Consider the following 23,278-nt stretch of genomic DNA (forward strand, 5'->3'; position numbering starts at 1 on the left):
AACAACGCAACTCCTGATGTGTTGGATGATTGCTGGAAAACTACTAGCCCATCATACTAGCGCAAGCCCGGCACCTCACTTGCGGTGAAGCACCGGGCAGCGCCAAATCTCATAAGGTCACTACTGGTTGTCAGCGGCCGAGAAATCGATGTCGAGCGAAGATACCGCCCAGCCGATATGGTTGTCGGAGCGCACGAATTTGACGGTATATTCCTGCTCGCCGCCCTTGGACAGCGAAGCCTTCACCTTCGCGGTGGTCTCGGTCATGGACTGGTCCATACCTTCAACGGAGACGGTGGCGCCCTGCGGGATCGAGGAGATAATCATCGCCTTGGCGTCCTCGGACAGGCTGGAGGCCAGGCAGGACTCGGCCTTGGCGGTATCACCGTCGCCGGCAGCCTGGAACAGATCGGTGATGACGGACTCCTGCGAGGGAATACCCATGCCGCGCGTGTAGGCAAAGCCCAAACCGCCCGCGGCAAGAACAATCAGCAGAAGCAAAACCAGGAAGACCTTGAGGCCCGTATGGCGATGGCGACGACGGACCTTGGCCTGCTTGCGGTCCTGACGATCCTGCTGGACCATCTCGGACTCGGACAGCGTAAAGAAGCCCGTGTCGGACGGATCGGGCATAAACTGGCCAGTGGCACCCGTGGGATCGAGCGGATCGACAGCAGTCGTATCCATGGCGGGCGCCGGGGCCGTGGCCATGGCGGTCTGGGCCGAAAGCGCAGCGAGCGAATCGTGCACGCGCGCGAGCTCATCGGCCTGCTCGGGCGTGAGCTGATAGATGCCGTCGGCGGTGGCGGCATTAAAGGCATCGAGCGCCTCGGAAGGACGACCCGCGGCAGAAAGCGCCTCGCCCATACCCGCGTTAAGCGCACGCGTGTCATCGCGCGGACCGGCAAAGTCGATAGCGGTGCGATAGGTCTCCACGGCGTCCGCCGGTCGGCCAAGTTTGATGAAGCAGCGGCCGAGTTCGCCAAGGGCGGCCGCGGGGGCTGGATTGGCGCCATCGATGGCGGCCTGGCGGAAGGCAGTGCCTGCATTGGCGAAATCGCCCGACTGGAACAGCGCGTTGCCAAGACCCAGATAGGCCTTAAACGGCGTGGCATAGGAAGCATCCTGCGTTGCGGCGGAGAACGCCTGGGCTGCGGTCACATAGTCACCCACGGCAGCGAGCGCCTTGCCGCGGTTGGTGAGCAGCGCGCCGCGCTTTCCATAGGTGCCGTCGTTGAGGGCAGCCGCGTACGCCTCGGCAGCCTCGGCATACATACCCAGGTGCATCAGAGCGTTGCCACGCAGATGGTCGGCCTCGCCCATGATCTCGCTGGGGGTCTTTGCCGCACCGAGCATCTGAGCGGCTGCAGAAAAGTCGCCCGCACGATAAGCGGCTCGACCCTGTTGAATCAGCTGGCTATTCAAGGAAGCCCCCTTTTACTCGTGAACGATCTCGACATGGACGATCTCGTCGCCGGCACGCAGCTGCGAAATCACGTCGAGGCCCTCGACCGTGGTGCCAAAGACGGTGTAACCGGAATCCAGATTGTGCTGGGCTCCCAGGCAGAAGTAGAACTGGGAGCCCGCGGAATCGGGATCCATGGAACGTGCCATGGCAAGCGCACCGTCCACATGGCTGTTGCGCGGGTTGGTGGCAAACTCTCCCTTGATGCAGTAGCCGGGGCCACCGGTGCCGGGCATACCGTCGGGGCCCTCAAGGCCGGCGGCGACGTCAGCGCCGGACATATCGCGGGTATTGGGGTCGCCGCCCTGGATCACAAAGCCGGGCACATAGCGGTGAAACTTAAGGCCGTCATAAAAGCCCATGGTGGAAAGCTCGCAGAAGTTCGCCACATGGATGGGAGCACCCTCGCCGTCAAACTTGACCTTGATCGTACCCTTCGACGTCTCGATGATCGCACACTCGTCACCAGCGAGCTGGTACTCGGGCGTATAAAGCTCTTTCTTAAAACCAAACATGTGGTTCCTTCCTCGTGCGTTTAAAGCATATTTGTACAAATTGTAGCAATAAGCACGGGCTTCCATCAATTGCGCACGCAGGTTATGCCGTCGGAGGGCAACAAATTACGAACGCGGCTGCGGCTTCCAGGCGCTCACATTGGCATCGTACTGGTTAAGGGCGCTGTTGCCGCCCTGTGCGATGGGCGCCAAGATTTCACTCTGGCGAGCGCTCAGCGACTCGCCATCGGGAATGGACAGCGAGATATCCCAGCTCTGGCAGATCATGTCGACGCGCTCGTACATCCACTCGGCAAGCTGCTTGAGGTGCTCGATATCCTCTGCGTAGACGGTATCATCTTGCACCTTAAGGTTGTTGAGCTCGTCTTGGGTATTTTTGATATGGTCGCGCAGGGCATAAGCGCTCTGCGACAGCTCCTGACGCGTGGAGAGCGGCGTGCGCAGGTACCCGCTGTTAAACGAGTCGACAACCTCGCCGATCTGATCATCGTCGCCATACGACACGATCGTCCGATACAGACCGTCGAGCTTGGTATAGAGCTGGTCGTCGGAAAGGACGGTCTCCTCCTGGACCACCTCGGCGGTATCGTCGGACTTGGTCTCTTCCTCGGTAGCCTCGCCCTTCTGGCGTGAGGGGAACGTCGTCTTGGCGGCCTGGCCAAACTGGTCGTAAAAGCCCGGCATAACGCCCATGGGGTCCGACGTCACAAACCAATAGGCACTGCCGCACACGGCAGCGAGCAACGCGATGACGATGAGCGGCTTGGGAATACGGCGCTTGTGCTTGTGGTAGGCATCCTCGTCCGGATGCACCTTGCGCTTGGGTTTTTGATTTTTGGACTGAGCGTCGTCACGAAGGGACACCGGCAGCGGGATATCGACCTTGGGAATGCCAAAATCCTTGTCGAAAGCCGGCAGCACGCAGGTCTCATTGGGATCGGCGGCATCGGAAAGTACCGCGGCGGCAGAGGCCGGCGCATGGGGCACCTCGGTATCGATCTGCTCCTGCGTCAGGCGGGGAAAACCAGCCGTGCGCCCAGCAGCCAGGTCGGATGCTGCCGCATCCTCGGAGAGAATGCCCGGGGCAGGGCGCCCGCACTTGGAACAGGTACGGTCATGCGGCGACAGACGGGCACCGCAGCCTTCGCAGAACACAAACTCGGTGTGCTCGGGGCCATCGCCCGGGCCAACATAGGTATTGCAATAGGGGCAGAACGAGGAGCCGTCCTCTATGGTCTTGAGACAATGTGGGCAAATCACGGCATCCTCTTTTCGGAATCATTCGAACCATCGAGGTTAGAGCATAACATCGCTACGCCCCTAAAGGCACAGGGCACCAATTCAACATCGCAGGGTAGCTAATTTGGGACGGGGCTTTTTTAGCTGCCCTGGCCGCCAATCGGCCAAATAGATCGCGTCATCAGCCGGGTAGCTAAAAAAGCCCCGTCCCAAATTAGCTACCCTGTGAGGTGCGGTTACTTCTTCTTTTTGCTCGGCATCGAAACCTTAATGCCCTGGGCGGACTTGGTCACACGCGAGCGCTTGACGCCCGCGCCCTTCTTTTTCTTGGGCTGGGTCTTTTCCACGCCCTCGAGCGCTCGGGCCTCGGCCTCGCGTGTCGTACGCTCCTCGCGGCGCTGCGCCATGTCGGCGGCGACGCGCTTGGCAAAACGCTCGGCCGTCGAGCCCGTCGAGCTCACTTTGCCGCCACCGCGGCCCAAGCGAACGCGCACGCCGCGGCCAAAGCCAGTGGCGGCATGGCGGCGACGCGGCTTAAGCGAATCCATCATCGTGGCGAGTTTAAAGAACACGCTGCAAGTAAAGACCACAATCACCAGAAGGATAATTGCCTCGCCCATCGACAAGTTGGCGATAGACAGCAGCTCGGGGAATCCGATAACGCCCACCAAGATGCCGACGACGACAAATACAAAGAGCATCACGCGCAAGGGTGTGAGCGGCTGCGAGATACGCCAGATCAGGCTCACGCTTGCTGCGCACGACGTGAGAAGGCACATCGTCGACAGCGTGAGCTGGCTAAAGCCAAACACGCGCGCCACAAAGATATCGAGCGCCGCGGCCAAAATGACTGCAACCGATGCCGGCAACGCACGCTTGAGTACGTTGGTTAAGAACGACCCCTTCACGCGGGCATTGTTGGGCTCAAGGCCCAGCACAAAGCCCGGCGCGCCGATGCAGAAGAAGTTGATGAGCGTCATCTGGATTGGCTCAAAGGGATACGGCGGCAGCGCGATGCATAGCGCCGCCAGGCCCATCGAAAACAGCGTCTTGGTCAGGAACAGCGACGCCGAACGCTGCAGGTTGTTGATGGAGCGACGGCCCTCGGCCACCACGGCGGGCATCGAGGCAAAGTCGTTATCGACCAGCACGATCTCGGCCACGTTGCGTGCGGCGTCGGAACCGGCGGCCATGGCCACGGAGCAGTCCGCCTCCTTGAGTGCCAGCACATCGTTGACGCCGTCACCCGTCATGGCAACGGTATGGCCGCGACGTTTGAGCGCCTGCACGAGCTCGCGCTTCTGCTGCGGGGTCACGCGGCCAAAGACGTGATAGCGGTCCACCGCCGAATCAATCTTGGACGGCGTATCGAGCGTCGTGGCGTCGACGTAGGCATCGGCCCCCGGCACGCCCACCACGCGCGCGATCGACGACACCGTGCGCGGGTCGTCGCCACTGATCACGTTAAGGGTCACACCCTGCTCGTTAAAGTAGCCGATGGTCTCGGCGGCCGAAGTGCGAATCTCATCGCGAATGGTCACAAAGCCCACGGGCTCGGCCTCGCCCACCATATCGCCATCGGGCGTAAAGCCGTCCACACGGGCCACCACGAGCACGCGGCAGGTGTCGGCAAGCTCGGCCACACGATTTTCGACCTGCGCAAAGATACGCTCCGAAAGCACAAATTGCGCCGCGCCCATCACATAGGAGCCCTGCGCAAACGAGGCGCCGCTCCACTTTTTGGAGGACGAAAACGGAATGACCGACAGCGGCTCGGACACCTCGACCGGGCGGTCGGCGTAGTAGTTGAGCAGCGCCTGGCAGGTCTCATTGGCATCAGCCGAGGTCGCGCGCGCGACATTGGCAAGCGCAAAATCGAGCACGGTAGTATCGACGGGGACAGGTGCCTCGTCCGGGGCCAAGCCCACACCCTCAACGGGCAACGGATAAGTGCCCTCGACCTCCATGCGACCCGACGTGATGGTGCCCGTCTTGTCCAGGCACAGCACGTCGACGCGCGCGAGCGTCTCGATGCAATAGAGCTGTTGCGCGAGTACCTTGCGGCGCGCCAGGCGCACCGTGGCGATGGCAAGCACCGACGAGGTCAGCAGCACCAGGCCCTGCGGAATCATGCCCAAAAGAGCGCCCACCGTGGACAGCAGCGCCGACGAAGGCACGCGACCGGCCAGCAGCTCGGAAAAGCACCACGAAAGCGCGCTATCGCCCGGCGTGCCCGCGGCGTCCCACAACCCACTTACACTCGAGGCGAACAGAGCCAGACCAAGCGGAATCATAATGACGCTCGCAAAGCGCACGATGGCGTTGAGCGCGTTCATGATCTCGGAATTGACCTTTTTGACGTACTTGGCCTCGTTGTTGATCTTGGCCACATAGTTATCCGCACCAACATGGACCACGCGGGCACGCAACAGACCCGAGTCGATAAAGCTGCCGCTCATGAGCTCGGAACCAGGTAGCTTCTTAATAAGGTCGCTCTCGCCCGTCAGCAGACTTTCGTTAACGAGCGCCTCGCCCGATACCACCACGGCGTCGGCAGGTATCTGGTCCCCGCGCCCCAGACGAATGATGTCGTCGAGCACGATCTGGTCCAAGTCGAGCTCCACCTCGGCGCCGTCGCGCACCGCGATGGCCTTCTTAGAAGTGAGGAGCGTGAGCTTGTCGACCATCTTCTTGGAGCGCATGGACTGGATAACGCCAATGGCGGTATTGAGGAACACCACGAACAGGAACGTCAGGTTCTTAAACGATCCGGTCATAATGACCAAAATCGCTAAAATCACGTTGATCAGATTGAACAGCGTGCAGAGATTTTCGATGATAAGCTCACGAACCGATTTGGTCTTGAGCTCCATGTTGCGGTTGATCTTGCCGGCGGCAATGCGCTCCTCGACCTCGGCGGTCGAAAGTCCGCGCTCGATATCCGTCGTTGCCATACCACGTCCTATCACGTCGCGTCGGTATAAGAAAAACCGCCCGGACCATGCGAGGTTCGGACGGTCTTACGTTCGATGGTGCCCCATGTTGGATTCGAACCAACGGCCTTCTGCTCCGGAGGCAGACGCTCTAATCCCCTGAGCTAATAGGGCCAACGGTTGGCATTATACCCAAGTGCGCCACGAGCTAACAACATAACAGAAAAAGCTCTGCAATTACGTGGGAGACGAAGCGCAACGGCTCACTTTAGGACGCAAAAGTGAAATAATTAGTATAAACTCTCATGCACCATATGATACGGCTCGCACTGCGGGCCGTTTTTGCAAGGGTTATCCATCGAGGTGAGAGGCACACCATGATTGCAATTTTAAAGCAGAGCGCCAGCGATGAGGCCATCGGCCACATCGTCAGCTGGATTGAGAAGAAGGGTCTCAAAACCGACGTGTCGCGCGGCGAGAACGAGACCATCATCGGCCTGGTGGGCGATACGACCAAGATCGACCCGTTCCTGCTCGAGTCCATGGACGTCGTCGAGCGTGTGCAGCGCGTCTCCGAGCCGTTCAAGCGTGCCAACCGCAAGTTCCACCCCGAGGACTCCGTCATCGACTGCGGCCACGGCATCAAGATCGGCGGCGACCAGTTCCAGGTCATCGCCGGACCCTGTTCCGTCGAGGGCGAAAACCTCATTCGCATCGCACGCCGCGTAAAGGCCGCCGGCGCCACCATGCTGCGCGGCGGCGCCTACAAGCCCCGCACCTCCCCTTACTCCTACCAGGGCATGGGCCCCGCCGGCCTGGACCTGCTATGCGAGGCATCGGCCGAGCTCGACATGCCGATCGTCACCGAGATCATGGACCCGCGCGACGTGCAGGTCTTCTTGGATAAGAAGATTGACGTCATGCAGATTGGCGCCCGCAACGCGCAGAACTTCCCCCTGCTCAAGGAGGTCGGCAAGACCCAGACCCCGATTCTGCTCAAGCGCGGCATGTCCGGCACGATCGACGAGCTGCTCATGGCTGCCGAGTACATCATGAGCGAGGGCAACGACAACGTTATCCTGTGCGAGCGCGGCATTCGCACCTTCGAGACCCGCACCCGTAACACCTTCGACCTCAACGCCGTGCCGGTGCTACACCACCTGTCGCACCTGCCCGTCGTGGCCGACCCCAGCCACGCCACCGGCTACACCCGCTACGTTGAACCCATGGCGCTCGCCGCGACCGCCTGCGGCGCCAACGGTCTGGAGATCGAGGTCCACGACGAGCCCAGCCGCGCGTGGTCCGACGGCGCCCAGGCCCTCACCCCCGACCAGTTCGACGACACCATGCGCCGTATCCGCGCCATCCGCGAGGTCGTCTGCCAAGAGACCATGGAGTAGCCCATGGGTACGGTGAGAAACGCACGCGTTAACCAGGGCGGCCCCAAATGCGCCGGCGTTGTGGGCCTGGGCCTCATCGGCGGCAGCTTTGCCCGCGGCTATGCGCAGGCGGGGGTCCGTGTGCTGGCCTGGGACCCCGACGATGACGTCATGACGGCCGCCAGCATGGGCACCGTCGCCGGCGAGCTCAACGACGAGACGCTCGGCGAGTGCGACATCATCGTGCTGGCCTGTTACCCCGAGGCCTGCATCGAATGGCTCGAGGCGCACGCCCAGGCACTCGCCGACGCCACCGATACCGAGGCCATCATGGGGCCCGTGGTAATTGACACCGTGGGCGTGAAGGGCATCGTGTGCGAGCGTGCCTTTGAGCTTGCCCGCGAGTACGGGTTTTACTTTGTGGGCGCGCACCCCATGGCGGGCACCCAGTACTCGGGCTACGCGCACTCCCGTGCCGACCTGTTCCAGGGCGCGCCACTCGTGCTCGTGCCGCCCGCGGTGGACGATGCGCTCAAGCTGGAGCTTTTAGGCCAGGTGCGCGAGATGGTGCGTCCCTTAGGGTTTGGCAAGTTCAGCGTGACTACCGCCGCCGAGCACGACCGCGTGATCGCCTTTACGAGCCAGCTCGCGCACGTCGTCTCAAACGCCTACGTCAAAAGCCCGACTGCCCAGGTTCACCACGGTTTTTCGGCCGGTAGCTACCGCGACCTTACCCGCGTGGCGCACCTCAACCCCCAGATGTGGTCGGAGCTCATGATCGACGACGCCGACGCACTCGCCTTCGAGATCGACCACCTGATCGAGGCACTCGGCGCCTACAGCCGTGCGCTCAAGGACCGCGACCAGCGTTATCTTGAGAATCTCCTTGCCGAAGGCGACCGCATTAAGCGCGCGCTCGACGACGAGGCCACCCACTAGACCACCTATCACGCCAGGTCGAAAGGACCAAAGCTTATGGCGATTACCATCGATATCGACACCGCACGCCCCTACCAGGTGCACGTCGGCACGTTTTTGCTGGAGCAGGCGGGCCCGCTCGTCCGCGCCACCGCCGGCGGTACCAAAGCCGTCATCGTGACGGACACCAACGTGGGTCCGCTCTACCAGATGCCCGTCAAGCAGAGCCTGGAGGCTGCGGGCTATACGGTGAGTGTCTGCACCTTCGAGGCCGGCGAGGCCCACAAGCGCGCCGAGACCTACATCAACATCTTGGAGTTTGTGGCCGAGCACGAGCTCTCGCGCTCCGACGTGATCGTGGCACTCGGCGGCGGCGTTGTAGGCGACGTGGCTGGCTTTGTGGCCGCTACCTACATGCGCGGCTGCAAGTTTGTGCAGATCCCCACGAGCCTGCTCGCCATGGTGGACTCGTCGGTGGGCGGCAAGACGGCCATCGACCTAGCAGCCGGCAAAAACCTGGCCGGCGCCTTTTGGCAGCCGAGTGTGGTTATTGCCGACGTGGGGTGTCTCGCCACCCTCACGCCCGAGCAGTTCGCCGACGGCTGCGGAGAGGTCGTCAAACACGCCGTGATCGCCGACCCCGAGCTTTTCACCGAGTTGGAGAAGACCCCGCTCACGCTGGAGCTCCTCAACCGGGACGTGGCCCGCGTGGCGCTCATCATCGCCCGCAATATCGACATTAAACGCGCCGTGGTTGTCGCAGATGAGCGCGAGACCAACCAGCGCAAGCTCCTCAACTTTGGACACAGCGCCGGACACGCCGTCGAGGCCTGCGAGCACTTTGAGCTGGGACATGGCAACTGCGTGTCGATCGGCATGGGCATCATCACGCGCGCCGCAGCGCTTCATGGCATCTGCGACGCCGCGCTGCCCGGCCGCATCGAGGAGCTCTGCGCCCGCCACGGCCTTAAGACCCGCTGCGAGCTTTCCGCCGACGCCGTCTTTGCCGAGGCGCTGCACGACAAAAAACGAGCCGGTGACACCATCGACTTGGTAATTCCGCACGACATTGGCCGCTGCAGCATCGACCGCACGCCGCTTTCCACCTTCCATGATTTAATTGCCGAGGGCCTCGGCCAGAAGGGAGACGCTTCCGCATGCTAGCCCGCATCACTCCGTCCCCACTCAAGGGCACCGTCCCCGCCATCGCGTCCAAGTCGATGGCACACCGCCTGATCATCTGCGCCGCCCTTGCCAACGGAGAGGCGCATGTGACCTGCAACACCACCTGCGCCGATATCGAGGCCACGGTGCGCTGCCTCACGGCGCTCGGCGCCCGCATCGAGACCGTCGAGGATGGCTTCCAAGTCCATCCCACTATGAAGAGTGTTGAGTTCGGCCTGCTCAAGGCACTTGCCGGCGGCACACTCGACTGCGGCGAGAGCGGCTCCACGCTCCGCTTTATGCTGCCCGTCGCCTGCGCGCTGGGGGCAGAGGCCACGTTTGTGGGCCAGGGCCGTCTGGGCGCCCGCCCGCTCTCCCCGCTCTCGGACGAGATCATCGCCGCCGGCTGCGACCTGCAGGGCCTGGGCGGCTTTCCGCTCAAGACAAGTGGCCGCATGCGCCCGGGCACGTTTATCCTGCCGGGCAATGTGAGCTCACAGTACATCTCCGGTCTACTGTTGGCAGCCCCGCTGCTGGCGCAGCCCTCCTGTGTGCAGGTGACCGGGCTCATCGAGAGCCGCCCCTACATCAACCTGACGATCCAGGCCATGAAGGCCTTCGGCGTCGAGGTCAACGTCGAGCGCATCCCCGCCAAGAATGGCAAGCCCGAGGTTACAAACTTCCGCGTAAGTAGCGGCTCGTACCGCACGCCCGGCAGCGTGGCTGTCGAGGGCGACTGGTCCAACGCCGCCTTTTGGCTGTGTGCCGGCGCCATCGGCTCCGACCCCATCACTGTGGAAGGCGTATCACTGAGCTCCGCGCAGGGCGACCGCAACGTGCTCGCCGCACTTTCGCGCTTTGGTGCCCGCATCGTGCGCTCCACCAACGCCGCCACCGTGCAGTCCGACAAGCTCGCCGGCTTTGAGATGAGTGCCCACGACATTCCCGACCTGGTACCCGTTATCTCGGCCGTGGCATCGCTGGCACAAGGCCGCACGTTCATCCGCGATTGTGCCCGCCTGCGCATCAAAGAATCCGACCGTCTTGCCACTACCACCCGCGAGCTCACCGCGCTGGGCGCACAGGTGCGCATTGCCGGCGACGACCTCATCATCAAGGGTGTCGATGCCTTTACCGGCGGCGAGGTCGATTCGCACAACGACCATCGTATCGCCATGATGGCCGCTATCGCCGCGAGCCGTGCCACCGGCGAAGTTGTGATCCACGGTGCCGAGGCCGTCAATAAGTCCTATCCCGATTTCTTTGACCACTATCGCCTGCTGGGCGGCAAGGTCACGCTCGAGGAGGAATAGCATGTCCTCGACCTTTGGCAACGTTTTGCACTTAAGCATCTTCGGCCAGTCGCACTCCCCCGCCATCGGCTGCTCGCTCGACGGCATTCCGGCAGGTATCGCCGTTGACCAGGAGCAGCTGCAGGCCTTCCTCGATCGTCGCGCCCCCGGTCGCGACGAGACCGCGACCAAGCGCCGCGAGGCCGACGCCGCGCACATCATTGCCGGTGTGGTCGATGGGCACACCACCGGCGCACCTATAGCCGCGATTATCGAGAACACCAACACGCGCTCCAAGGACTATTCCGAGTTGCGCCGCAAGCCCCGTCCGGGCCATGCGGACTACCCCGCGCGCGTGAAGTACCACAACATGCACGATGTCGCCGGCGGCGGGCATTTTTCCGGCCGCTTAACGGCCCCCCTATGCATCGCCGGCGGCATCGCGCTGCAGGCGCTTGAGGCCCGCGGCATCAAGGTGATGGCGCACGTCGCACAGATCGGCGGCATCTCCGACCTGCCCATGGACGACATGGTCTATCGCGAGGCCGACCGCAAGGCGATCCTTACGAACGACCTGCCCTGCATTGACGCTGCTGCTGCCGGTCGCATGCGCGAGGAAATTCTCGCCGCACGCGATGAGCTCGATAGCATCGGCGGCATCGTGGAGTGCGGCATCTACGGCCTGCCTGCGGGCATCGGCGACCCCATGTTCGACGGCATCGAGAACCGCATCGCTCAGATCGCCTTTGGCATCCCCGCCGTAAAGGGCGTGGAGTTTGGCATGGGCTTTGCCGTGGCCGCCATACGCGGCAGCGAGAACAACGACCCGTATCGCGTTGATGCCGAGACCGGCGAGATTGCGGTCGAGTCCAACAACGCTGGCGGCATCCTGGGCGGCATCTCCACCGGCGCACCCGTCATGTGGCGGATGGCCGTAAAGCCGACGCCCTCCATCGGTCGCGAGCAGCAGACCGTGGACATGGACGCCATGGAAAATGCCGAACTCTCGGTCCACGGCCGCCATGATCCCTGCATCGTCCCGCGCGCCGTCCCCGTAGCCGAGGCAGCCGCAGCGCTGGCCATCTGGGACGCCCTCCTCGAGGACGCGGCCCAACGCTAGCCCGCCCACCCCGAGGGTAGTTAATTTGGGACGGGGCTTTTTTAGCTACCCCCATATGCCAGTGAGTATTTGCCCCGGCACCCATCGATTCGCCACCAGTCAAAGGGCAGCTAAAAAAGCCCCGTCCCAAATTAACTACCCTAGGCAACGATTCACGAAAGGGGTCTCCATGGACCTTGCCGATATTCGCCAGGCCATCGATGGCATCGACACCGCCTTGCTCAACAGCTTTGTCGAGCGCATGGACATTGCCACCGAGGTCGCCAAATCAAAGATCGAGATGGGCAAGGCCGTCTTTGACCCCGCCCGCGAGCGCTCCAAACTCAACAACCTTGCCAGCCGAGCACCCGAGCGCTACGAGGCCCAGACCATTACCCTGTTCCGCCTCCTCATGAGCATGAGCAAGGCCGAGCAGCAGCGCTACATCAACGAGCTCAAGGGCATCACCGTGTCGCAAAAGACCCATGCCACGGCAGCAGCATTTGACACACCTTTCCCTCAGACGGCCACCGTCGCCTGCCAGGGCGTCGAGGGCGCCTACAGCCAAATCGCCGCGTGCAAGCTCTTCGACGTGCCCGATATTGCGTTCTTTGAGACCTTTGAGGGCGTTATGCGCGCCGTACGCGACGGCTTCTGCGAGTTTGGCGTGCTGCCCATCGAAAACTCCACCGCGGGCTCGGTCAACGCCGTCTACGATCTTCTCGCCCAGTTCGACTTCCACATCGTGCGTTCGCTGCGCCTCAAGATCGATCATAACCTGCTCGTCAAGCCCGGCACCAAGCTCGCCGACGTGCGCGAGGTCTACAGCCATGGCCAGGCCATCGCCCAGTGCGCCGGCTTTATCGAGGCCCACGGCCTGCACGCCACCAAGTACCCCAACACTGCTATGTCGGCCGAGATGGTCGCCAACTCCGATCGCGCCGACGTCGCCGCCATCGCCTCGCGCAGCTGTGCCGCGCTCTACGGTCTGGAGGTGCTGGAGCCCAACATCCAGGACTCGGACAACAACTACACGCGCTTTGTTGTCATCTGCCGCGAGCCGCGCGTCTATCCCGGTGCCAACCGCACCTCGCTCATGATCACTACGGCCAACGAACCGGGTGCCCTCTACCGCGTACTCGAGCGCTTCTACGCGCTCAACATCAACCTCATCAAGCTTGAGAGCCGCCCCATCCCCGGGCACGACTTTGAGTTTATGTTCTACTTTGACCTGGACTGCCCCTTTGGCAGCAAGGCCCTCGACGACTTGCTCGATTCCATCGATGACGTGTGCGAAAGCTTCACTTACTTTGGCAGCTACACGGAGGTGCTCTAGATGACCGATACCGCTGCAACCCGCCCCTACGGCGTGCTGGGCCGCGTGCTGGGGCACAGCTACACCCCGACCATCTACAAGGAGCTCGCAGGGCTGGAGTATGTGCGCTTTGAGCGCGAGCCCGAGAACCTCGAGGCCTTTATGACGGGCGACGAGTGGGAGGGCACCAACGTGACCATCCCCTACAAGCGCGCCGTCATGGACTACCTGGACGAGCTGAGTCCCCTGGCCAAGCGCATGGGTAACGTCAACACCATCACGCGCCTACCCGACGGCAGCCTGCGCGGCGACAACACCGACTACTTTGGTTTTCAGTGTCTAGTCGAGGAGTTGGGCGTAGAGGTTGCCGGCAAGAAGGTCCTCGTGCTCGGTGCCACCGGCGGTGCCGGCACCACGGCCAGCATGGTGCTCGGTGACCTGGGCGCCGTCGTTGTACCTGTCGGCCGCACGAGTGAAGTCAACTACGACAACATCGCACAGCAGTCCGACGCGACGCTGCTCGTCAACTGCACGCCTGCTGGCATGTTTCCCCACTGCCCCGACGCTCCCTGCACGCTCGAAGGACTTGACGCGCTCAAGGGCGTCATCGACATTGTCTACAACCCCGCCCGCACGGGCCTGATGCTCGAGGCCGAGCGCCGCGGCATCCCCTGCATCGGCGGCCTGCTCATGCTTGTGGCCCAAGCGGCACAGGCTGTCGAGCGTTACACCGGCCAGATTACACCGCGCGAGCGCATCCTGGATGTGACGGAGCGCCTGTCCCGCCGCGAGCAGAACATCGCGCTCATCGGCATGCCGGGCTCGGGCAAGACCCGCGTAGGCGAGCAGATTGCCCAGCTCACGGGCCGCGAGCACATCGACTTGGACCGCGCGCTCGAGGAGCGTCTGGGCATGTCCTGCGCCGACTTTATCGTCGAGCGCGGCGAGGCGGCATTCCGCGAGCAGGAGACGGCGGCGCTGGCCGACATCTCCAAGCGCAGTGGCCTGGTGCTCTCCACCGGCGGCGGCGTGGTCACGCGCGACGAGAACTACCCGCTGCTGCATCAGAACAGCCAGATTGTGATGCTCAACCGCAAGCTCGACGAGCTGGCCCACAAGGGTCGCCCCATCACCGCCCGCGACGGCATCGACAAGCTCGCCGAGCAGCGCATGCCGCGCTACCGCGCCTGGGCCGACCACATCATCGACTCACGCGACTGCGCCGCCAACACCGCCCGCGCCGTCCTCGACGCCCTCTAAAACCTGCCAAAAAGGGACAGGTTTATTTTGGCAGGTTTTATCTGGGCAAACGCCGCAGACAGCAAGCCCCGCCACCAACCAGACCGCAAAGGAAGCAACCATGAAAGCACTCGTCATCAACGGCCCCAACCTCAACATGCTCGGCATTCGCGAGCCGGGCATCTACGGCAGCGACAACTACGACCGCCTGGTCCAGATCTGCCAGGAGGCAGGAGCCGCACAGGGCTTTGGCGAGGTCGAGGTCTTCCAGTCCAACCACGAGGGCAGCATCGTCGACAAGATCCAGGAGGCCTACGGCAAGGTCGACGGCATCGTCATCAACCCAGCCGCTTACACGCACACGAGCGTGGCGATTCTCGACGCCCTCAAGGCCGTCGCCATCCCCGCCGTTGAGGTCCACATTAGCGCCGTCGAGACGCGCGAGGACTTCCGCCAGGTGAGCTATGCGCGCCTAGCTTGCTTTGCTACCATCACCGGCGAGGGCCTCCAGGGCTACGCTCACGCGCTGGAGCTGCTGAGGGAGCATCTCGAAAAGTAACGTTGCGAGCAAATCCATCAAAACGACTACGCGCTAATAAAGCCAGCGCCGGCAGTAGCGACCTCGCTGCTGCCGGCATTTTATTACTGGCATATAATCGTTGCAGTCACACTACGTCTGGAGACCCACATGCTGAGCATTCACCTGGGGGATTACCCCGGTTCCATCTACGATACCGAAACCTATTTTAGGAACTCATACTTGGACTCATGGTTCGAAGACCCCATGGCCGCACAGATTATTAAACGCGTGGACGGATCAGAGCTCATCGGTCCCCACAACATCGTAAGCAAGCAGCTGGGCTCAATCACTCCACTCGAACTGTCCGGCGGCGTTAAGACGCTGCTGCTGGTGCGCAATCTCCCAAATATGGTGTTTAACGCATCCACCTGCGGAGACAACTGTGCCCGCTGGCTACTCAAGATCGGCAAAGAACAGGATGTGCTGGTGACCCTTTACCACATCATGAAATTCCCCTGGAAGAACTTTGAAATCCGCATTGAAAACGATGGCCGCATCGTCAGAAACATGCAGGAGTTTGTCGGCGCCACGAATGACTTTTTGGATGTTGATGAGTAATGAGGGGAACGCACACCGTTGTCGTAGAGCGTGCAAAGGTCAAATACACGCTCACGTTTAAACGAAATATTTCCTTCATACGCGGCAACAGCGGCACGGGCAAAACGACGCTCATCTCGATGATTCGCGACTACAACGACCGAGGACCGGAAAGCGGCGTTGCACTCATCTGCGACGTACCTTGCGAAACGCTTTCTGGCAGACGCTGGGAGCGCGAGCTGTCGATCATCGAAGATTCAATCGTCTTTCTAGATGAGGGTAACGAGTTTATCTACTCAAAGGACTTCGCCAAAGCCGTCAACGGCTCGTCCAACTATTTTGTTCTGATATCTCGTCGCGACGCCAACGAGCTCCCCTACAGCGTCGACGAGATCCTAAAACTGGTCAACACCACAAGCAAGACGATCAATGGCCGCAAGAGCGACAGGCGCTTCTACTCGGTGACCAAGCCGCTATATGACCACACGGCAAGTATGCTGTATCAGGACCTTAACGTAGGTTTCGACAATCCCGATGCCGTAATTGTCGAGGATAGCAAGTCTGGTTATCAATTCTACAGCGCCCTTTGCAACCGACTGGGAATCCCCTGCTACACCGCTACCGGCGTAGCAAACCTAAAACGAACGATTCACGAATGCCCCGAGCAAAACGTTCTTGCCATTGGAGACGGCGCAGCGTTTGGCCCCTACATCGAAAAGGTGCTGGGACAGCGCGTTTACAAGAACGTTCGCTTGTTCCTCCCGGAATCATTTGAGTGGACGCTTCTGCAATCCGGCCTCATCCCCAACAACGACATTCCAAAAATCCTCAAGGATCCTTCGAGCTATATCGAAAGCCGCAAGTACCTAAGTTGGGAGCGATTCTTCACCGACGTATTGATCAAATACTCGGCAGACACTCGCTATGCCTACAAAAAGGCAAAGCTCAATGAGCAGTACCTGAGGCCGCAGGCAATGGATGCAGTAGCAAACGTCTTGCCCGAGTGTTTGAAAGCAGAATAGATACGGCGGGGAGGACCAAGTTGGTTCTCCCCACTGTCGTTACGCCTTCTTGATCACGTAAGCCAATCCAATATCGCAGGCGCAGCGCACGATTGATGCGAAGAGCCACGATGTTGGCAGCGCATAAGCAGAGGCATGGTCTGCCAAGGAATAAACCAATCGACCGCGTGGATTGCAAAGATGGCAAGACTGGCCTGTCCGCAGAACGCTCGCACCACGGCTTGGGCCTAAACGTATACCCGGCAAGAATAAAGAACACCGGCATGTGAAAAAAGCCCAGACCACCAAGCGGCCCGGGCTCAATAAACGATGGTGCTCCATGGCGGATTCGAACCGTCGACCTTGGGATTAGAAGTCCCCTGCTCTATCCAACTGAGCTAATGGAGCAAATAACCGCACGCCCAACCAAATAAATCAGCCAAGCGGCTGTAATTATAACCTAGTTGAACTGCTCGCGATACGCCTTGCAGACCTCATCGACCGGGCCGTCCATGCGAAGGTCACCCTTCTCAATCCAAACGGCACGCTGGCAGATGCGCTCAACCTGCTCCATGGAGTGCGAAACGAACAGAACTGTCACGTCGCCGCTCTGGATAAAGTGCTGAATGCGGTCCTCGCACTTTTGCTGAAAGAACACATCACCGACGGACAGCGTCTCGTCAACGATCAGGATATCGGGCTCGGTGATCGTCGCGATTGCAAAGGCGATACGCGCAACCATACCCGAGGAGAAGTTTTTGAGCGGCATATCAACAAAGTTCTGCAGCTCGGCAAACTCAATAATGCCATCAAAATTAGCATCGATGAATTCCTTGGTATAGCCGAGCAGGGCGCCGTTCAGATATATGTTCTCACGGGCAGTCAGCTCGGGGTCAAAGCCGGCACCAAGCTCAATCAGCGGCGCGATGTTACCGTGCACCTTAACGCTGCCCTCACTGGGCTCAAGCACGCCGGCGATAATCTTGAGCATCGTGGATTTGCCGGAGCCGTTGGTGCCGACCAGACCCACAACCTCGCCACGATGAATATCAAACGAGATATGCTTAAGCGCCCTAAACTCCTCAAAGAACAGCTCGTGCTTTGCGAGCTTGATGAAGTACTCCTTGAGGTTGGTCAACGACTCGGACGCCATGTTAAAGATCATGGTGACGTCGTCGACCTCGACAGCCAGAGGCTGCTCGCTGTAATCAACAACAGATTCAGTCATCACAGCACTCCTTAGATGTAGAGGATAAATTTGCGCTCGGACTTATGGAACACGGTGTAGCCAATAACAAGCGCAAGGACCGCCCAAGCGACGCACATACCAAACGTCATAAGCGAGGGCGTAGTCTGGAACAGGAAGATATCACGCATAAACTGCAGATAGTTGTACATGGGGTTCGCGTAAACCAAAATACGAACAAGATGAGGCATCTGAACGATAAAGTCGGTAGTCCAGAAGATAGGCGTGATATAGGTCCAAGCCGTGATGACAACACTCCACAGATGCATGACATCGCGGAAGAAAACCGTAAGGGCAGAGAGCATCATGCCCAGACCCATGCAGAAGCACATAAGCAGCAGCAGGCAGACGGGCAGCAGAATGAGGTGCCAAGAAGGCATAACGTGGAACCACAGCATGACGATGGCGACGGCGACCAGGGAGAAGGCAAAGTTCACCAGCGAGAAAAGCACCTTCTGCACCGGGAAGACCCAGCGGTGCACTTTAACCTTCTTGAGCAGCGGAGCCGCACCTACGATGGACGTCAGTGCCTGGTTCGTGGACTCGGACATCACGGCAAAGGTAACGTTACCCACAATCAAGTACAGCGGGTACATCTCGGGCGTAATCGAGCCATTGCGGCCCTGGGCAAAAATCGTCGAGAACACGATGGCCATGACGATCATCATCAGCAACGGGTTGAGCACCGACCATGCGACGCCCAGAACGCTACGGCGATACTTGATCTTAAAATCCTTGGTAACCAGCTGACGAAGGATAAACGCATCCTTCTCAAATTCGTTCTTAGCAAACGTCGCAGGCAGACTGCGAGTTTCTTGTTGCTTTGTCTGATCCGACACGGACGCAACTCCCTTACTCGTAATCGTTGACAAATGAACAGTATAGACCCGACGGCCATGCAAAAGATTCGCGCAGCAAAACTGGAGAACTAACCCACATCTAAGGATGCCAGACGCAAAAGGCTATACTTTCTAGGATTGAATGTATAAGGAGCATTGAGTGAATTCTAAATCCATCGCCGTCATCATCCCCTGCTACAACGAAGCGCTCACGATCGGCAAAGTCATCGACGACTTTCACCGCGAGCTTCCGCAGGCGACGGTCTATGTTTATGACAACAACTCGTCGGACGATACCTCACGCATCGCCACCGAGCACGGCGCCACAGTGCGTTTTGAGCCCCGTCAGGGAAAAGGCAACGTCTGCCGTCAGATGTTTCGCGATATCGATGCCGATTGTTACCTGATGGTCGACGGGGACGACACCTACCCCGCCGAGGCGGCTAAGGCCCTCTGCGAGCCCATCCTTAACGGCACGGCCGACATGACCGTAGGCGACCGCCTTTCCAACGGCACCTATGCCGAGGAAAACAAGCGCGCCTTCCATGGTTTTGGCAACAACCTAGTTCGCGCCATGATCAAGTGGATCTATGGTTACAGCTTCGATGACGTCATGACGGGCTATCGCGCGATGAGCCGTCCCTTTGTTAAAACGTTCCCCGTGCTTTCCGAGGGATTTCAAATCGAAACCGAACTCTCCATCCATGCCGTCGATCACCGCTGGCGTATCAAAGATGTGCCCATTGAGTACCGCGACCGTCCGGAAGGCTCCGAATCCAAGCTCAACACCGTCAGCGATGGCATTAAAGTCGTTGCGATGATCGGCACGCTGTTCAAGGACTACCGCCCGCTGAAGTTCTTCAGCCTCGTCGCGCTTCTATTCGCGATTATCGGCCTGGCTTTGGGCATTCCTATCATTGTTGAGTACTTTCAGACCGGCCTGGTCCCGCGCTTCCCCACCGCCATACTCGCCGCCTCGTTTATGTTCCTGTGCGGCCTGAGCCTTGCGACCGGATTCATCCTGGATTCTGTAGCAAAGGTCGAAAAAAAGCAGTGGGAGGTCAACGTGTACAGCAAATACGCCTACGACGACCAGCCCGGCCACCCTACTTCCAAGTCAAGCGAGAGGTAAACCACCATGCCGCTCATCTCCATCGTCGTGCCGTGCTACAACGAGCAGGAATCACTTCCGATCTTTCTTATAGAGCTCGATGGCGTCGTTCGCATTATGACCCAGCAAGACCCCGGCATCTCCTTTGAAGCCGTCCTCATCGACGATGGCTCGGCAGACAAAACGCTCGCCGTCATGAAAGCAGAAGCCGCGGCGGCGCATCCATACGCCATCCGCTGGCACTCTTTCTCGCGCAACTTTGGCAAGGAGGCGGCACTACTCGCCGGACTCCAGCACGCAAAGGGCGACTATGTCGCCACCATGGATGCCGACATGCAGGACCCGCCCTCGCTTCTGCCGCAGATGTACGAGATCCTGCAGACCGAAAACTACGATAACGTCGCCACACGCAGGACCACCCGCGAAGGCGAGCCTCCCATCAGGTCGTTCTGCGCCCGTATGTTCTACAAGATCATCAACCGCATTTCCAAGGCCGACATCGTCGACGGAGCACGCGATTTTAGACTCATGAAGCGACCTATGGTCAACGCCATCATCTCCATGGGCGAATACAACCGATTCTCCAAGGGCATTTACGGCTGGGTCGGCTTCAAGACCAAATGGCTCCCCTACGTAAACGTCAACCGCGTGGCCGGCGAGACCAAATGGAGCTTTTGGTCGCTGCTCCTCTATTCCATCGACGGCATCGTCGCGTTTTCCACGGCGCCGCTCTCCCTCGCCGCCCTCACGGGTATCGTCTTCTGTCTCATCGCCATCCTGGGATTTATCGTCATCCTCGTCAAAACGCTTGTTTGGGGCGACCCCGTAGGCGGATGGCCCTCCCTTGCCTGCCTCATTACGCTGTTTGGCGGCATGCAGCTCCTATGCCTAGGAATCATCGGTGAATACTTGGCAAAAGCCTACTTGGAAACCAAGCGACGTCCCATCTATATCATTCGAGAGTCCAACGAGGAATCTGATGACACAGCCCAATAACAGCACGCTCAAGAATGTGGCGTTCTACACCGCCTGCTTCACGTTTTCCGTCGCACTCTTTGTCGCACTTGCAGCGGCGGGGCATGTCTACCCCTTTGGCGACAACTCGTTTCTCACCAACGATCTCAAATACCAATACATCGACTTCTTCGCGTGGTTTCGCCGCGTCCTTTTAGGCGAGGCAAACCTTCGCTATTCCTTCTCACAGGGACTCGGCATGAACACATGGGGGCTCTATAGCTACTACCTCGCCAGCCCCTTCAACCTGCTCTGCGTGCTGTTTCCCGCAGGCAAGCTGACGCTCTTTGTGTTTATCATCAGCGCGCTAAAGCTTGGCTGCATCCACATCAGCAGCGCTTGGTATGTGCAAAAGCGCTTTGACCTGTCCAAGCCCGCAGCATTCCTGCTTTCCCTCTCATTTACGTTTTGCAGTTGGACCATAAGTAATTTGTGCAATCCGCTCTGGATTGATTGCCTTATCCTGCTACCCATCTGCGCCTTCGGATGCTACGAGCTCATTCGCGAACAAAAAATGATACGCCTCGTTATTGCGATTGCTCTCAATGTCATGTTCTGTTGGTATACGGCCTATATCAACATCCTATTCCTCTGCATCTTCGTATTGGTTGAGTTTGTCGATTACGTCGCTGCAGAAGGATTTAGCTGGATGCTCACGCTCGACCGGGCCCTACGATTTGCAGGGGCTATGATGCTTGGGCTGCTCCTGTCCGCCTGGACCTTTTTGCCGACCATCCTTGCCATGGCAAAAGGCGGCCCCGTGCTAGCACTTGGCCCTTTGCTTAAAACAGGCCTCAAATCGCTCATCAGGGGCTTCATCCCCGGCATGTGGGTGAATAACGGGAATACGCCGCAGTTCTATTGCGGCGTCATCATGATGTTACTTGCAATAAGCCTACTGTTTAACCGCAAGGTTTCGGCCAAGATACGCATCGCAACGTTCGTCGTCACAGCCGTCCTGATCGCTAGCTCCGTTTTGAGCCCGCTCGAGTACATCTGGTGCGGCATGCGCGTTCCCAACGGGTTCTATTCGCGCACAGCCTTTTTGCTGGGCTTCTTTACGATGTGGGCCGCAGGATACGCGCTGCAGAAGCTCAAAGAACGGCCAGCATTACGTCGAGCCCATCGGCCGGCCATCGTCATGCCACTCCTGGCACTCACGGCAATTGAACTATTTGCAAACGCCCATGTCATGTGGAATCAGCTGTACACAGGCTATTCCGAAGAAACCAACAGCGCCTATGTCGCCACCGCAACCGACACGATCACAACCATTCAAGCCCAGGATCCTGCGTCATTCTACCGTATCGATCGAACGACCACGCGCGCCGATAGCGCTGCCCTCAACGAGGGCTTAGCGCTTGGGTACAACCAGCTGTCGTCCTACTCATCCGCAAATAACCCGCAGGCCATCGCACTGCTCAACTCCCTTGGATACAGCAGCGTCGGCGAATTCTCGACCCGTTATGCCGAGCCCATTCTCGCCGTCGATGCCCTACTGGGAGTCAAGTATGCCATTCCTGAAAACGCGCCTGCGGAATACGTTTTAGCCAAGACGAATCAGGCCGACTCCACAAGCGCGGTGTACGAGAACCCCTATGCGCTCAGCATTGGCATCGCAGCCTCAAGCGATATCAAAAACAGCACGCTGAAGAGCGAAAACCCTTTCGAAAAGCAGAACGACCTCTACAGCAAAATCCTAGGCCGCGAGGTCGAGCTCTATACCAAGATCGAGGCCACGAGCACGGAGAATAGCGATAGCTTAAAGCAATGGAGCGTCACTGTACCGGCAAGCTCCATCGGGTATCTCTACATCAACAAAGATGCGACCGCCGGTAGCTATTGGCCCGTCACCCTTACCATCGACCAGCGAACGATCGAAAATGAAGCCTGGAGATTCGACAATAATATCCGCCAGATTGCAGATGCATCGGATTCAGCAAGTCAGCATACGGTGTCAATCGGAGTCGCAGAGGGCTCTACCAGCATGCCCCAAGACAATGAGCCGGTCTTTTACGCCCTCAATCTGGACGTTTTTGAGCAGATTATTAACGAGCTTAGGACGAGCGAGTTTATTCCGACGGTTTTTGAAGACGGAAGGATCGAAGGCGAGTATACCGCCGAGGATGACGGCAAATTGCTGTTGAGCGTTCCGTATGATGAGGGCTGGACGGCAACGATTAACGGAGCTGCCGCAGAGCTGGCGCCCGCCGCCGACAAGGGCATGACATGCCTGAGCGTGCGGAAAGGCGCAAACAAGATCGCGATGAGCTATAGAACCCCTGGTGCATTTGCGGGGATTGCGGTGAGTTTGGCGACCGCCGTTGCCCTTGTTGCAGCGGGGCTATCCTCCACACATAAGAAAAGCCGCCGTTAACAAGCGGCGGCTTTT

General features: G+C 59.6%; 19 protein-coding genes and 2 tRNA genes. 13 read left to right on the top strand and 8 right to left on the bottom strand.

The genetic code is table 11. From position 1 onward, the window contains the following. Positions 1–120: 120 nt before the first annotated feature. The 5 genes from ACTQV3_RS02665 to ACTQV3_RS02685 form a co-directional block, all read right to left on the bottom strand. Positions 121–1,425, bottom strand: coding sequence for a tetratricopeptide repeat protein (locus ACTQV3_RS02665; RefSeq protein ID WP_441067792.1), 1,305 nt, complete (start codon positions 1,423–1,425; stop codon positions 121–123). A 12-nt stretch (positions 1,426–1,437) separates the two neighbouring features. Continuing rightward, positions 1,438–1,980 carry a peptidylprolyl isomerase gene (locus ACTQV3_RS02670; RefSeq protein WP_154516178.1) on the bottom strand — a complete coding sequence of 181 codons (543 nt, stop codon included), beginning with the start codon at positions 1,978–1,980 and terminating at the stop codon, positions 1,438–1,440. Positions 1,981–2,085: 105 nt separating this feature from the next. Beyond that, complete coding sequence (locus tag ACTQV3_RS02675; protein WP_441067794.1) at positions 2,086–3,240, bottom strand: zinc ribbon domain-containing protein; 1,155 nt, start codon at positions 3,238–3,240, stop codon at positions 2,086–2,088. 215 nt (positions 3,241–3,455) lie between these two features. After that, a complete protein-coding gene (locus ACTQV3_RS02680; protein ID WP_441067796.1) occupies positions 3,456–6,173 on the bottom strand; it encodes an HAD-IC family P-type ATPase in 2,718 nt (905 codons plus the stop codon). Positions 6,174–6,249: 76 nt separating this feature from the next. Beyond that, positions 6,250–6,326 (bottom strand) — tRNA-Arg (locus tag ACTQV3_RS02685). A gap of 203 nt (positions 6,327–6,529) precedes the next feature. On the opposite strand from ACTQV3_RS02685, the gene aroF reads away from it, so the two are divergent. The 10 genes from aroF to ACTQV3_RS02735 all read left to right on the top strand — a co-directional run bounded on the left by aroF (position 6,530) and on the right by ACTQV3_RS02735 (position 16,697). Next, positions 6,530–7,552, top strand: coding sequence for a 3-deoxy-7-phosphoheptulonate synthase (gene aroF / locus ACTQV3_RS02690; protein WP_441067798.1), 1,023 nt, complete (start codon positions 6,530–6,532; stop codon positions 7,550–7,552). A gap of 3 nt (positions 7,553–7,555) precedes the next feature. Next, positions 7,556–8,470 carry a prephenate dehydrogenase gene (locus ACTQV3_RS02695; protein ID WP_441067800.1) on the top strand — a complete coding sequence of 305 codons (915 nt, stop codon included), beginning with the start codon at positions 7,556–7,558 and terminating at the stop codon, positions 8,468–8,470. Positions 8,471–8,506: 36 nt separating this feature from the next. Next, on the top strand, positions 8,507–9,613 hold the full coding sequence (aroB, locus tag ACTQV3_RS02700) for a 3-dehydroquinate synthase (protein WP_441067802.1): 1,107 nt from the start codon (positions 8,507–8,509) through the stop codon (positions 9,611–9,613). Then, positions 9,607–10,926, top strand: a complete 1,320-nt coding sequence (gene aroA, locus ACTQV3_RS02705; RefSeq protein WP_441535787.1) for a 3-phosphoshikimate 1-carboxyvinyltransferase — start codon at positions 9,607–9,609, stop codon at positions 10,924–10,926. Before aroB ends, aroA begins: the two co-directional genes overlap by 7 nt. Before the next feature lies 1 nt (position 10,927). Beyond that, complete coding sequence (aroC, locus tag ACTQV3_RS02710; RefSeq protein WP_441067806.1) at positions 10,928–12,025, top strand: chorismate synthase; 1,098 nt, start codon at positions 10,928–10,930, stop codon at positions 12,023–12,025. Between the two features lie 169 nt (positions 12,026–12,194). Beyond that, positions 12,195–13,340 (top strand): prephenate dehydratase, encoded by a 1,146-nt coding sequence (gene pheA / locus ACTQV3_RS02715; RefSeq protein WP_441067808.1) that lies wholly within the window; start codon positions 12,195–12,197, stop codon positions 13,338–13,340. Then, complete coding sequence (locus ACTQV3_RS02720) at positions 13,341–14,579, top strand: shikimate kinase (protein ID WP_441535786.1); 1,239 nt, start codon at positions 13,341–13,343, stop codon at positions 14,577–14,579. Between the two features lie 100 nt (positions 14,580–14,679). Further along, entirely contained in the window at positions 14,680–15,117 is a 438-nt protein-coding gene (gene aroQ, locus ACTQV3_RS02725; protein WP_441535785.1) for a type II 3-dehydroquinate dehydratase, read from the top strand. A 129-nt stretch (positions 15,118–15,246) separates the two neighbouring features. Next, complete coding sequence (locus ACTQV3_RS02730; protein WP_427748113.1) at positions 15,247–15,696, top strand: DUF4869 domain-containing protein; 450 nt, start codon at positions 15,247–15,249, stop codon at positions 15,694–15,696. Continuing rightward, positions 15,696–16,697 (top strand): hypothetical protein, encoded by a 1,002-nt coding sequence (locus ACTQV3_RS02735; protein WP_441549806.1) that lies wholly within the window; start codon positions 15,696–15,698, stop codon positions 16,695–16,697. The genes ACTQV3_RS02730 and ACTQV3_RS02735 overlap by 1 nt, the downstream gene beginning before the upstream one ends. 310 nt (positions 16,698–17,007) lie before the next feature. Here ACTQV3_RS02735 and ACTQV3_RS02740 read toward each other — a convergent pair. The 3 genes from ACTQV3_RS02740 to ACTQV3_RS02750 all read right to left on the bottom strand — a co-directional run bounded on the left by ACTQV3_RS02740 (position 17,008) and on the right by ACTQV3_RS02750 (position 18,761). Continuing rightward, positions 17,008–17,084, bottom strand: a tRNA-Arg gene (locus ACTQV3_RS02740). A 52-nt stretch (positions 17,085–17,136) separates the two neighbouring features. Continuing rightward, positions 17,137–17,904: an ABC transporter ATP-binding protein gene (locus ACTQV3_RS02745; protein WP_022094777.1), complete on the bottom strand. Its 768-nt coding sequence runs from the start codon at positions 17,902–17,904 to the stop codon at positions 17,137–17,139. A gap of 11 nt (positions 17,905–17,915) precedes the next feature. After that, positions 17,916–18,761, bottom strand: a complete 846-nt coding sequence (locus ACTQV3_RS02750) for an ABC transporter permease (protein ID WP_427794415.1) — start codon at positions 18,759–18,761, stop codon at positions 17,916–17,918. A 160-nt stretch (positions 18,762–18,921) separates the two neighbouring features. Here ACTQV3_RS02750 and ACTQV3_RS02755 point away from each other — a divergent pair, with 160 nt between their 5' ends. The 3 genes from ACTQV3_RS02755 to ACTQV3_RS02765 are packed head-to-tail and all read left to right on the top strand — an operon-like array spanning position 18,922 to position 23,263. Continuing rightward, positions 18,922–19,893: a glycosyltransferase family 2 protein gene (locus tag ACTQV3_RS02755; RefSeq protein ID WP_441535783.1), complete on the top strand. Its 972-nt coding sequence runs from the start codon at positions 18,922–18,924 to the stop codon at positions 19,891–19,893. 6 nt (positions 19,894–19,899) lie between these two features. Continuing rightward, positions 19,900–20,868 carry a glycosyltransferase family 2 protein gene (locus ACTQV3_RS02760; protein ID WP_441535782.1) on the top strand — a complete coding sequence of 323 codons (969 nt, stop codon included), beginning with the start codon at positions 19,900–19,902 and terminating at the stop codon, positions 20,866–20,868. Continuing rightward, complete coding sequence (locus tag ACTQV3_RS02765; RefSeq protein ID WP_441535781.1) at positions 20,852–23,263, top strand: YfhO family protein; 2,412 nt, start codon at positions 20,852–20,854, stop codon at positions 23,261–23,263. Before ACTQV3_RS02760 ends, ACTQV3_RS02765 begins: the two co-directional genes overlap by 17 nt. The last annotated feature ends 15 nt before the right edge of the window (positions 23,264–23,278 follow it).

Origin of the sequence: Collinsella sp. LCP19S3_A7, assembly GCF_052121995.1 — a bacterium.
GTDB lineage: Bacteria > Actinomycetota > Coriobacteriia > Coriobacteriales > Coriobacteriaceae > Collinsella.

Coding starts and splice junctions, on each gene's coding strand:
- ACTQV3_RS02670 (WP_154516178.1), bottom strand. CDS start 1,980: ATGTTTGGTTTTAAGAAAGAGCTTTATACGCCCGAGTACCAGCTCGCT.
- ACTQV3_RS02680 (WP_441067796.1), bottom strand. CDS start 6,173: ATGGCAACGACGGATATCGAGCGCGGACTTTCGACCGCCGAGGTCGAG.
- aroF (WP_441067798.1), top strand. CDS start 6,530: ATGATTGCAATTTTAAAGCAGAGCGCCAGCGATGAGGCCATCGGCCAC.
- ACTQV3_RS02695 (WP_441067800.1), top strand. CDS start 7,556: ATGGGTACGGTGAGAAACGCACGCGTTAACCAGGGCGGCCCCAAATGC.
- aroB (WP_441067802.1), top strand. CDS start 8,507: ATGGCGATTACCATCGATATCGACACCGCACGCCCCTACCAGGTGCAC.
- aroA (WP_441535787.1), top strand. CDS start 9,607: ATGCTAGCCCGCATCACTCCGTCCCCACTCAAGGGCACCGTCCCCGCC.
- aroC (WP_441067806.1), top strand. CDS start 10,928: ATGTCCTCGACCTTTGGCAACGTTTTGCACTTAAGCATCTTCGGCCAG.
- pheA (WP_441067808.1), top strand. CDS start 12,195: ATGGACCTTGCCGATATTCGCCAGGCCATCGATGGCATCGACACCGCC.
- ACTQV3_RS02720 (WP_441535786.1), top strand. CDS start 13,341: ATGACCGATACCGCTGCAACCCGCCCCTACGGCGTGCTGGGCCGCGTG.
- aroQ (WP_441535785.1), top strand. CDS start 14,680: ATGAAAGCACTCGTCATCAACGGCCCCAACCTCAACATGCTCGGCATT.
- ACTQV3_RS02730 (WP_427748113.1), top strand. CDS start 15,247: ATGCTGAGCATTCACCTGGGGGATTACCCCGGTTCCATCTACGATACC.
- ACTQV3_RS02735 (WP_441549806.1), top strand. CDS start 15,696: ATGAGGGGAACGCACACCGTTGTCGTAGAGCGTGCAAAGGTCAAATAC.
- ACTQV3_RS02745 (WP_022094777.1), bottom strand. CDS start 17,904: ATGACTGAATCTGTTGTTGATTACAGCGAGCAGCCTCTGGCTGTCGAG.
- ACTQV3_RS02760 (WP_441535782.1), top strand. CDS start 19,900: ATGCCGCTCATCTCCATCGTCGTGCCGTGCTACAACGAGCAGGAATCA.
- ACTQV3_RS02765 (WP_441535781.1), top strand. CDS start 20,852: ATGACACAGCCCAATAACAGCACGCTCAAGAATGTGGCGTTCTACACC.